Source organism: Paenibacillus sp. FSL R5-0923 (genome assembly GCF_038009145.1).
GTDB lineage: Bacteria > Bacillota > Bacilli > Paenibacillales > Paenibacillaceae > Paenibacillus_AQ.
This window is the reverse complement of sequence record NZ_JBBPAT010000003.1, coordinates 129,827-141,335: the sequence shown is the minus strand read 5'-3', so window position 1 is coordinate 141,335 and position 11,509 is coordinate 129,827. Positions and strand designations below refer to the sequence as shown.

Sequence of the window (11,509 nt, the reverse complement as noted above, 5' to 3'; positions counted from 1 at the left end):
AGTTTCGAAGAAGAGTGCAACTAGAACCTTTAACAGTACTTATGAAGAAAGACTTGCACAAACACCAGTAAATAATGGAAAATGGAGTGGAGAACGTGGTGAATCTACATTTATTCATGAGAATGAGGAAGTCAATGAAATCCTAAGTCAAGTTGATAAGAAAGGCATTGATTACTCAGATGCTGTCCCTGATTTTTCTCCTGTCTCGAAAGGAAGAGTTGAGATAGAAGGCATGTCTATTGATAGAGACGCTAATTTTAAAAAAGCTGATGAACTGTTAGCTAAAAAATGGGGGGTAACCCCTAAGGAAGTAAAGAAATGGCGTAAGCAAAATAAATATACTTGGCACGAGGATAATGATTTGAAGACTATGGACCTAGTGCCTTCTGTAATAAATAGTAAGTTTGGTCATTTAGGTGGAGTTTCCGAGGCAGGTAAAGCCGAACAAAAACTAATAGAGGGTGGAATCAATGGAGACAATTAAACATGAAACGTTTGGAGAATTAGCCTACAACTATGGTTGGAAGAGGGATATCAATATTACATTGTTTGGACATGAAAAGACTGTAACATTAAATATTGACGCAGAAGATGATGCAGAATTTGAAGATGCACAGGTCAATGCTTATCATAAATTTTTTAATGACAAAGAACGTCTTTTGAACTTGGCTGAGGATGCTATATTGAACTATTATTTAGAAGTTTACGAAGATTACAGACAGCGACTCGGTGAAAAATTCGCTGATAAGATGGCTCCTATCATATCCACAAAGGACGAGATAGCTAATATTGTTGAACCTAAGCAACTGATATTTCCTATGGTCTTTGATGAAGATGTAAGACAAGTTGGTTTGTTACTTGAATGCACGTGGGAACCTGAGCATGGTCTTGCGGTAAAACTTGAGGATGAAGAAATAGTCGAGGTTGGTTTTCAAGATATTGTTTTATAATTTGGGGGCTACCCAGTGCCGAATGAACCCAACATTCAACCAATAACACATATAACCCTTGTAATACCCGTGTAAAAATATCTTTAAATCGTTTGTACGCACTTCAACGCTCGAATTTTGTAACCTAAATAACGCTATTCCGTTACAATGAACAGGTCGATTATGGTCAGATACCACCATGATTGACCTGTTTTTTGTTATCTTCGCTTTCTTGCGTTTTTTCAAAATGAATCGCAACAATGTACATTACCATAACGATAGATATGGTGAAAGGACTTGGTCGCAACTTATGAATGGAGTAAGACGACTACTGTTATTGTAAGGACGGAAATCTATTAACGGGAAGGTCATGTGTTAAAGGCTAGCCACCGACTCCCTCATTCCTATAATACAAGCGGCAAATCCGTCAAAAGTTTTGCCGGAGGGGGGACGCATGAACAATGTACAACTTTCCGTCGATAAAGTCGCCGTTGAATATCATGGAGTAACAGTCAACTTTTACAACCAACTGGCACTTTCATTCCGAGAATGGTTTGATATTAAACCTACCATTCGGCACAAAGGGTATGTATACCATTGGAATTTAAGGAATAAGGATGCTTATCTTTATCTGCGGTATTAACCTTGGTGGCAGAAGAAATCAAGAAAGTATTCACTACAAATTGAAACCCACCCAGACCACTTAATTAAGTTTCAAAGACTGCTTGATGCTCTGTACAACCATTCTCAGGAGGTTTATTTCAACCGATGTGAGTTAGCCTATGATTTTCCGTATCCGATGAGCAATGTATTCATAGCGTCAAAACGCAATCTTCCATAACCTAGCTGTTCAACAAATCCAAGTAGCTAAAGGCGATAACAAGAAGCAACGGAATCCCGTCTTCTACGAGTTCTACCAACGGAAGCAAGCAGAAGGCAAGACCAAGAAGCAAGCCCTCATATGCGTCATGAGAAGACTTGTAAACATCATCTACAGCATGATGAAGAACAAAACCGAATACAGGGCGGCGAGTCCTCTAACGGAATTAAAAGCCGGATGATACAATGGTGGTAATTGGAAAACAGTTATCACCTTTCCTTTAGTAGAGTTTAAGATTACTACTTAGGGGACGGGTAAAGATATATCCCATCCAGTACTTGATAATGCACGTTCTGGCAGTGGTTTAAAGAAACCAGATGGTCAGCATGGGTTTAATGATATAATTGACAATTACACTCCATATGCTAAGGAATTTGAATTCGTTAGTGGTGACGGAGTGAAAAGGAAATTGTATCAAATCAAAGGTGGTATGAAGTACTACGATTATAAAGACGTATATAACAAAGACCTACGAATCAATGAAAGAATAACAACTATTAAAGACCAAAATGGAATATTCGAGTGGATTGTCGATCCAACAAAGGGAGTAACGCACAGAAGGTTTATTCCTAACGGCCAAATAACAGGACTTCCAAATCAAAGACCCTAAGGTTAAAGGTGATAATAATGAGTTTTTCTATAGATATTTTCAAGAAAAGTAAAATAAATTACAATTGGACAACACTTTATGTGGGATTAAAACTTGGCTTAGTTAGTAACAGTGACATAACTAAGTATGCAATTGAGTTTTTAACTAGTCATCCAGATTCAAACAATCAAAATATTATTCAGCTTGCTTGGGGAGAATATGATTTTGATTGTGAGGAATTACTGATGAATGTATTAAAAGAGTCAATTGTCAATGAATTATCTCCAGATTCAGATGTTTGGCAAGTTGAAAAAAGAAAATGGAGATTGGGTATCCTGAGTTATTTAAAGACTACGTATCAAGATGATTATGAGGAAATGTTAAACAAGATTGCTGAAGTGTATGCTGATATGGATTATCCAGAGGACATGGAGGACTTCATTAATTATCTAACTCCTAAAGATGGGTACAATCCATTGTTATACTCACATGAAGAGAACGTAGCTAGATTAGTCAACTTATTTAATTCTTTCCTAGACAAAGAGAAACAAAACTTAGGAAATGAAATTACCTTTTAGAAAGGTGCAGCCTGATTAGCGAATGTTAGTTGAGGCTTTTTCCTTGGTGGAGCTACCCTGTGCCGAATGAATCCATCATTCAACCAATAACACATATAACCCATGTAATACCCGTATAAAGATTTCTTCATTTCGGTTGTACGCACAACAAATGCTTTAATTTTATAACCTAAATAGCGCTACTGTGTTACATCAAACAGGTTAATTATGGTCAGATACCACCGTAATTGATCTGTTTTTTGTTATGTTCGCTTTCTCACAGTTTTTTGAAAATGCTACGCAACTGTAGGATACGCCGCCCCGATAGAAAAGCTGTCTAAACCATCGCACCTTCTTGGATGGATAGATCGACTATTAATATTGTCAGGACTTATCTGTAAATTGTCCGCAACAATCTGGATATTTGCCGCGATAGTTACTGTGCAAGTCAATAAATCTGGTGACGACCAGTTGACATAGAACAGTAAGGATGACGTTTCGGGCAATCGGGTTTTTCTGTCACCTAAAAAATTCTTTCAGAGAGGACGTAGTTATTTAATACGGAATCCAATTGTTAAGGATGAGGTTGAAGCTCGATTAATGGAAATCAAACAAAAGTTCAATATTGCATAAGTTAGCGAGAACATTTCTAACCCGTACCATGACTTAGATAGAAACAAATAATCAAATCTTGTTTACAACTCCAACAACAAGAGCTTAAACATAACCAACAACGACGCCACAATGTAAGCTAACCGTCGTGTTGTGACCTTTTTCTTGACGAAGTCTGTAAATGAGTAGCCCCCGACCCAGTGCCGAATGAATCGGGCGGCTAAGCAGAAGCAGACTTAACCCATTTAATACCCATATAAAGATTCCGTAATTTCGTTTGTACGCACAATAATGCTTTACAATTATAACCTAAATAACGATAAAGCGTTACATAGAACAGGTCGATTATGGTCAGATACCACTATATGAATGACCTGTTTTTTGTTATCTTCTCTTTCTCACAGGATTTTCAAAATGCTATGCAACTGTAGGATACTCCGCTCCGATAGGGAGGATGAAATAACAATAATCGCATCTAGATACCGTCACTATTAAGAGTAGGGCGTCTTTTTCAACTGGTTTAACGTTAGGATAACAGGAGATATCCCGGTTGGGATATATGAAGCAGCCAAAGATCGATCAGAGCATATGTTTGATTCAAAGGAGAAGTTTGCGGATTGGTTAACACTGGGAACAGTGGAGATGGCGAAAGGAGCATTTAATCCAGACGAAGCATGGTCAGCAGATCATTGGCTCAACAGTCAGGGAATGGTAACGTTGTTGTAAGGTCCGGTAGAAAAATCTTTGCTTCCTACAGGAGGCGGAGGTCCAAAGCTTCCCAAAGGATTGGATTCTGTAAAAAGTTTTGAGGTACAAAAACCGTTGCCGGCATTTAGCAGAAATGAAGGTTTTCAATTCAAGGTAAATAATCTAGATATAGATACCCCGGCACTTCCACAGACCCCGATGCAAATCAATTTTATGAATGAAATGGACCGGATATTAAGAGAGAAGATGGAAGGGAAGAGTGGGAGTAATCATTCAATAAAGGATATAGAAGTGAAGGCGGTTGATGGGACGGGTAAAGTTGATACTCCACCTGCCTTCAAGCAAACTGAATTTTCCAGTTCATATGAATCGAGACTTAATCAAACGCCATCACCAAATAATAAAACGGTTAGTTTTGAGGGGCAAAGGGGCGAAACAAAATGTATTTTAAAACCACCACCAGATCCTGATTTGAAGAAGATATTAGACGAAGCAGGTATTGATGGTATAAATTATAAGAACGGAGTACCTGATTTTTCGACTGTAGCAAAAGCACAACTGGAAATTGATCACATGGTGGGCGGAGTTGGTAGTAATGGAACTAAAGCTAGAGCTGCGAATTTTAAACAAGCAGATATAAAATTGGCTGAACAACTTAATAACTCACCTGAGTTGGCTAGTCAATTTGGGTTAACCCCAGGAAAAATTAAAGCAGGAGACATTGCAGATATTCGCGAAGAATTAAAGCTAACTTGGCACGAATTAAATGATGGGAAAACAATTCAACTTGTACCATCTGAAATTAACAGCAAATTCGGACATCTAGGTGGCGTTGGAGAGATAAACGCAGGAGCGTTTGAACCGGGCAGATTTGCAAATAAATAGAAGGGGGATTTCTCAAATTGAAAATTAATGATACAGTTTTCGGTGAACTTGAATTTGATTATATGTGGAGCAAGGATACTACAATTGAGTTTTTCGGAGGAGAAGTCAATATTGCTTTGATGGTAGATGGTGAAGAAGATGGCGAATTTAGTGAAAAACAGTATGCTTCATATAATACTTTGAAAGAAAATTGGGGGGCTACTCAGCAAAGTATTCTGAAACCAATTTTAGATTATTACAAACTGAAGCGATCTGAACTCGGGTATGACGTTTCATATAATGAAAAGTACCCTTTAATTGAGACAAATGATAAACTTCTTGAAAGTATTATGCTAGTTGGGATTTATGTACCGTCTGCAAGACGATTTGAAGCCAGATATATTGGACTAACATTTGACTGTACATGGGATGAAGAAAATGGGGTTGGTATACGTCTAATTAATGAAGAAGTAGCTAGGGTGGGATACCAAGATGTGGCACTTTGAGTATTTGTGGAGGCTACCCAGTGCCGAATAAACCTATCATTCAACCAGTAACACACTTAACCTATGTAATACTAGTATAGAGATTTTGTCATTTCGTTTGTACGCACAATAATGCTTGAGAATTTATAACCTAATTAACGCTAAAGCGTTACATAGAACAGGTCGATTATGGTCAGATACCACCATGACTGACCTGGTTTTTTTATATTCATTCTCCGGTGTCGTAGCTTGCAGTGCCAATTCAAAATCCCTCCCAATTAAAGATTTCAAAAGGAGTAAAGCACCCCCAAAAGGGCTTTACTCTTTTTTAACATCTAGTCTAAGCTATGTTATTATTACCTTATATTTTCCTATAAATAACAAAATATAGAGTTGGGAGGTTTATGAATGAGAAGTAAGCGTAACTTGATAATGCTGTTATTGTTTGCTTTAACGATTTATACATTCAGCCTGTAATGATAAAAAAGCTGCGATATTGTCCATGGATGAATTACGGGATCTAGCTCAGCAAGGCGAGGCGTTGTCGTGGATGGATTTTGAAGGTTATCTCTATGAAAACGTTGGTTCAGGTTGTACATCCGCAAATATGAAATCAATGATGACTACCATGTATTAGTTGGTGGCGGAAGTGTTGATGCAGCTCCTCTGTATATAAATCTTGTCAAAAGAAACGGAGAAAAGATCGATATCCGTTATGATGACATCGATCATTTTATCCTCAATTGAATGATGGACTTTTAGGTTATTCAAATCTTATTTCGTTAGATAACTCATCCAAATGCTCCCAATCGAGTACAACAATTTCTTGCTTAACTTTATATAAGATCTCCATGTCGGTGAGCCGCTGAATGACACGGTTTAAATGGCGATGGGAGTCTCATTCAAAGAGGCTATATCTGGGATGTATGGCGTCTGAATTTTTTTTCCAAACTCCCGTTGTAGCTGTATCGTTAATAAATAACTTGCAAGTCGTTCCTCGACAGCGCCTAGTAAGTTCGTTCGTGATGCGGATGTGTAGGTTAGAAGCTTGTAAGAAAGATGTTTCTGCATTAAATCTTTAAAGCTATGGTTATCCATTTGGTCAGATCCAACCTTTTGTTTCGGGATAAATAAGAGGGTGGTTTGCTGTACGGCTTCCACTTGTGATTGGACCACAACCTCTTGCGAGTATTCAATGTCCCCGAATAATGACAAGGGTGAGCAGAACCGTAATAACAAGGATTTTCCTGTTCCCACACTAGAAGAAACCTTAATACGCCCCTCAACTTAAAAATAAATTCCGTCCAGCTCAACCCCCTCACGTAAAATGATCTCATTCTGCCCGTAAACACTACATCAGGCAGCCTCTTACGAGGTTGTCTGTTTGAATTTGCTTTAACATATATGAGATTTGATACCGGGAAATAGTTCGAGTTAGCAGGGATTTCCTATTTTTTTCACGGGTTAATTCCTTCCAAATGTATGAATTCTCTCCAGTTTGGTAGAAATGGTCTAATACATAGGGTCTAAAATGGAATATTGGATACAAAAAACTCGTAATTTTAGTCCTGAGAAGTAAGATGAACAAAAAGAAATAAAAAAAGTAAATGTGCCAAATGTCTTAAATTATATCAAAAAGAAAGTGCGATGAGGTGACCTTAGAACTGGATCTATGTACACTAGTAATTTTACTTTTATGAAAATAATGGTAATTTATTGGGGAGCTTTGAACCATTTTAGCAAAAAATGTTATGGAAAATATAAACTATTTAGTCGTCGAACCGATAATGCAGTATGTATCTCCTAAATTGGAAAATAATTTATTTTTTATTTAAAATTTACACTATTTATTCTTGTTAATCCAAAATTCCTATCCAGTGGTGATGAAAAAGATGAGTGCTCAAGAAATGCTAACTAATCAGGTACAAAGAACCCCTCGAATTAAACCAAATTACCCGGAAGGTGAATTGGTTTTGGAGGATCCTGCCCGGCCATCGGGAAAACCAACCTTCTCATGGTTGACGATTATAGTCCCCCCCATCGGGATGTTAGTCATCTCTATATTTATGTCAACATTGACCAGGTCGTTTACCATGCTGATATCAACCATGGGTATGACTGTTCTGACGGTCATGGTTTCAATTTTGAATTATAAATCCAGTGTGAAAAAACATCATGAACAGAACAAAAAACTTGAAAAGAAATATCTCAACTACTTATTCCAGGTTCGTAATGATTTACAAAGTGCCGCCAGTACGCAACGAGAAGCCTATACATATATCCATCCAAGTATTCAATCCTGCGTAGAAATCGTACGGGGGAGAAGCAAGCAGTTGTGGGAAAAAACCGGAATTGAAGATGACTTTTTGAATCTCAGGGTTGGTGTTGGTATCCAGCCGATTGCTCTGGTGCCAATATATAGCTCGAAAGCGAAAGCGATTGACGATGACAACCCTCTTGAAGAAATCGCCAGTAAAATATGCGAAGAGATGTATTTTGTGCGAGATATTCCGGTCTACATACCGCTAAGGAATATTAATACGCTCGGAATATACGGCAAACAGCAGGAGGTTCGTGATTTCCTCAATGGTGTTCTAGTTCATTTAACAACACACCAAGGCTACGATGATGTAAGAGTAATATGCGTGATGCAGCCTGATGATCTGCAGCACTGGGAATGGTTGAAATGGTTGCCCCATACATGGAATAAAAATCGAAGCCAGAGAAGCTTGGCTACAACATCCTTTGATGCCTCCAATATTGCGGATGAATTACTTCCAGAGCTTAGAAAAAGAGAAGAAAACAGCACGAATGGTTATGGACTACAGCCAATGCAGACCCCGCATTATGTTTTTCTGGTTTTTGCTCCTGAACTGTGGGACAGCACGGATATGATGAAGTATTTGCTCTCGGGTAATGCTTCACTTGGGGTGACCAGCATTTTTACATCGGAAAAGATTGATGTTGCGCTGCCGCTGAATTCCCAGGCGATTCTGGAAATCAAGGATGGTAAGGGGATGGTTCGAAAAGATACTAATCAGCTGTTAAGTCATTTAGCGGATTATTTTTCTGCCGATTCTCTGGATAAAAAAAATTCAGAGTTTTTTGCCCGTTCTTTGTCTCCGCTCAGAATTAAGGAAGGTCAAAATAACAGCTATATCCCACCAATGGTGACTTTTCTGGAGAGCTTTGAGGTTGAGCAGGTAGAGGCTCTAAAGGTAATGGAGCGCTGGTCAAAAAACCAGGCTAACCGTACATTGTCCATTCCTCTGGGGCTCGGGGCAGGCGGGAAATTTCTTTTGTTCGATATGCACGAAAAAAGCTATGGTCCACATGGTCTAGTAGCCGGCACTACCGGATCGGGGAAAAGTGAGCTGCTTCAGTCTCTACTTTTGGGTCTGGCAGTGAACTTTCATCCGCATGAGATTGCTTTTGTACTGATCGACTATAAGGGTGGAGGAATGGCTAATGCTTTTCTTGGACTTCCACATCTGGTGGGAACAATCACCAATCTTGGCGGTAATCAGATCAATCGGGCCCTTGCCTCCATCAAAAGTGAGCTTTTGCGGAGACAGCGACTGTTCAGTGAAGCCGGAGTGACCAGCATTGATAATTACATCGTTCTTTACCGTAATAAAGAAGTTAACCTTCCCTTGCCGCATTTGATCATAGTGGTAGATGAGTTCGCAGAACTTAAATCAGATCAACCGGAATTTATGAAAGAGCTAGTCAGTGCGGCACGGGTCGGAAGAAGCTTGGGGATTCACTTAATATTGGCAACACAAAAACCTTCTGGCGTAGTTGATGACCAGATCTGGAGTAACTCCAGATTTAAGCTATGTCTGAAGGTGCAGACACCTTCGGATAGTCAGGAGATGCTAAAACGCACGGAGGCGGCAGAGATCAAAGAAAAAGGCCGTGGATATTTGCAAGTTGGTAATAATGAGGTATTCACTTTGTTCCAATCCTCCTGGAGCGGAGCGCCTTATCAAGCAGGGGAGACAGATCAGGATGGAAGTCCAAAGATGGATATCGTTTCACTAAGTGGTGAACGCAGAGCCCTGATTCCGAAGGCGAAAAACAGTGATCATGCCTCGCAACTGAGTGAGCTGCAGGCAGTGGTTAATCATATAGCTGCCATTTCTGCTGAGCAATCGATCGGAGAGGCCTTTCAGCTGTGGCTGCCTCCACTTCCGGAGACCATGACTTTAACAGATGTTGTGGATCAGAATCATATCTGGGATGGGCAATCATGGAAGCAGCCAGATCAGAATCTTATTGCCACCGTTGGACGAATTGATAATCCGTCAGATCAGGAGCAATACAATCTGGATATTAATTTTAATCAGGATGGACATTTACTGGTTTATGGAGCGCCGAGCAGCGGTAAAACAACGCTGTTAAAGACAATTATCATGTCCCTCGCCTTGAAATATGAACCTGATTACGTTCATTTCTATATATTGGATTTTGGTACACGTACCTTGGGAGTATTCCACGAGCTTCCACATGTAGGGGATATTATTTTTCCAGAGGACGAACAAAAGCTTGGAAAACTGATCAGTTGGTTGTTGTCCCAATTGGATGAACGCAAACGTAAGTTTTCTCAGCTTGGAATCAGCAATTTGGTCTCGTACAGTGCGGCCACTGGAGAGAAGGTTCCTTACATTGTTATTCTGCTCGATAATTACACAGGATTCTCAGAAGCATATGATGACTTTATCTTAGAGCTTTCCAAGTTGGTGCGTGAAGGCGGTAATTACGGGATATACTTCGTGTTCGCTGCCAATGCTGTAAACTCTTATCCTTACCGAATCAGCCAGAATATTAAGCAGGCTCTAGTATATCAAATGTCTGATAGATTGGATTATTCCAGTATTCTGGGCAGAACAGAAGGGATGGAGCCAACGAATACCGTAGGGCGCGGACTGCTCAAAGATAACCGGATTCTGGAATTTCATACCGCGCTTCCTGTGGATGGCAGCTCTGATGATCAGATTGCTGCCTCTCTCCGCCAGATTAGTTCGGAGATGAAAGCAGTGGCAGGAGTGAATAACCCTGTGGGGATTTCAGTGATCCCGGACAAGCTTTCACTGGCAGAGCTTTTGGAACGTGTGCCGAAGGAACAACCGCAGGGGAATTATCTGGTACCGCTCGGGCTGGATTGGGATACTACACTTCCGGTAGAGATTAATGTAAAGCAGGTTAGCAATTTTGTAGTGTCTTATACTACTCAAAAGCATGTGGACTTTAGATTTAACGCCTTAATACAAGCTCTTGATAAATCAGCAGGTGAAGTAAATATGGAATTCCATCTGTTTGACAGTGGTGTTGTCAGTATACCGAGTCTGAAAGCTAGTTCAACGATTACGCGCTATATGAGTACAGCTGAAGAGTTTTTACAGCTCACACAATCCTTAGTGGATCAGCTGCAACTAAGGAAAAATGATGCCCGGCAAGCTTTTGCAGATGCCCAAAATCGTGAAGAATTTGACGAGGCGGAGTATATTCTGTCTAAGTATCCGCTTCTGGTCATTGTAATGCCACATCTTAAGTCCGCTTTTGATCTGATGGAGAATGATTCACTGGATCATTTGGAGCGGATAGCGAGGTTTGGCGGTGGACTTGGTGTAATGCTGCTGGTCGGCAGCGATTCGTTTGAACTGAATCAAATGCAATTGGTCACTGATTTTGCGGGTGAACTGATTAACAGTGGACATGCGTTGTTGTCCGATGGAAGACCCAATGATCATTTGTCTTATGCTCCACTACTCGAGAGTATGGAATACCATGAGCTGAACGAGGTATTGGATAATACTGAAGCGATACTGCTAACTGAGGGGGCCATTTCACGCCTTAAAATGATTACAGAACTATAGATAAGC

At 39.8% G+C, this 11,509-nt stretch carries 10 protein-coding genes and 1 pseudogene; 10 read left to right on the top strand and 1 reads right to left on the bottom strand.

Annotation, left to right across the window (positions count from 1 at the left end):
• From MKX35_RS31545 to MKX35_RS31505, 9 genes and pseudogenes are all read left to right on the top strand, one after another.
• On the top strand, nucleotides 1-484 hold a 484-nt coding region (locus MKX35_RS31545; protein ID WP_341044547.1), incomplete at its 5' end, for an HNH endonuclease.
• Nucleotides 471-950, top strand: a complete 480-nt coding sequence (locus MKX35_RS31540) for a DUF6985 domain-containing protein (RefSeq protein ID WP_076287067.1) — start codon at nucleotides 471-473, stop codon at nucleotides 948-950. The genes MKX35_RS31545 and MKX35_RS31540, both read left to right, overlap by 14 nt.
• A 433-nt stretch (nucleotides 951-1,383) precedes the next feature.
• Nucleotides 1,384-1,572: a hypothetical protein gene (locus tag MKX35_RS31535; protein WP_076287066.1), complete on the top strand. Its 189-nt coding sequence runs from the start codon at nucleotides 1,384-1,386 to the stop codon at nucleotides 1,570-1,572.
• Nucleotides 1,573-1,753: 181 nt separating this feature from the next.
• Nucleotides 1,754-1,990: pseudogene (locus MKX35_RS31530) on the top strand (IS110 family transposase); the annotation flags it as partial.
• 446 nt (nucleotides 1,991-2,436) lie between these two features.
• Nucleotides 2,437-2,976 carry a DUF2247 family protein gene (locus MKX35_RS31525; RefSeq protein ID WP_076301164.1) on the top strand — a complete coding sequence of 180 codons (540 nt, stop codon included), beginning with the start codon at nucleotides 2,437-2,439 and terminating at the stop codon, nucleotides 2,974-2,976.
• 1,179 nt (nucleotides 2,977-4,155) lie between these two features.
• Nucleotides 4,156-4,293: a hypothetical protein gene (locus MKX35_RS31520; protein WP_341044546.1), complete on the top strand. Its 138-nt coding sequence runs from the start codon at nucleotides 4,156-4,158 to the stop codon at nucleotides 4,291-4,293.
• Between the two features lie 60 nt (nucleotides 4,294-4,353).
• On the top strand, nucleotides 4,354-5,160 hold the full coding sequence (locus MKX35_RS31515; protein WP_445671593.1) for an HNH endonuclease: 807 nt from the start codon (nucleotides 4,354-4,356) through the stop codon (nucleotides 5,158-5,160).
• A gap of 17 nt (nucleotides 5,161-5,177) precedes the next feature.
• Nucleotides 5,178-5,645: a DUF6985 domain-containing protein gene (locus MKX35_RS31510; RefSeq protein WP_076301100.1), complete on the top strand. Its 468-nt coding sequence runs from the start codon at nucleotides 5,178-5,180 to the stop codon at nucleotides 5,643-5,645.
• Between the two features lie 481 nt (nucleotides 5,646-6,126).
• Entirely contained in the window at nucleotides 6,127-6,261 is a 135-nt protein-coding gene (locus tag MKX35_RS31505) for a hypothetical protein (RefSeq protein ID WP_341044545.1), read from the top strand.
• Between the two features lie 242 nt (nucleotides 6,262-6,503).
• Here MKX35_RS31505 and MKX35_RS31500 read toward each other — a convergent pair whose 3' ends face one another.
• The gene (locus MKX35_RS31500) at nucleotides 6,504-6,839 is read right to left on the bottom strand and encodes a hypothetical protein (RefSeq protein ID WP_143759603.1); all 336 of its coding nucleotides are present in this window, start codon (nucleotides 6,837-6,839) and stop codon (nucleotides 6,504-6,506) included.
• A 677-nt stretch (nucleotides 6,840-7,516) separates the two neighbouring features.
• Here MKX35_RS31500 and essC point away from each other — a divergent pair.
• On the top strand, nucleotides 7,517-11,503 hold the full coding sequence (gene essC, locus MKX35_RS31495; RefSeq protein ID WP_076301098.1) for a type VII secretion protein EssC: 3,987 nt from the start codon (nucleotides 7,517-7,519) through the stop codon (nucleotides 11,501-11,503).
• Nucleotides 11,504-11,509 lie beyond the last annotated feature (6 nt).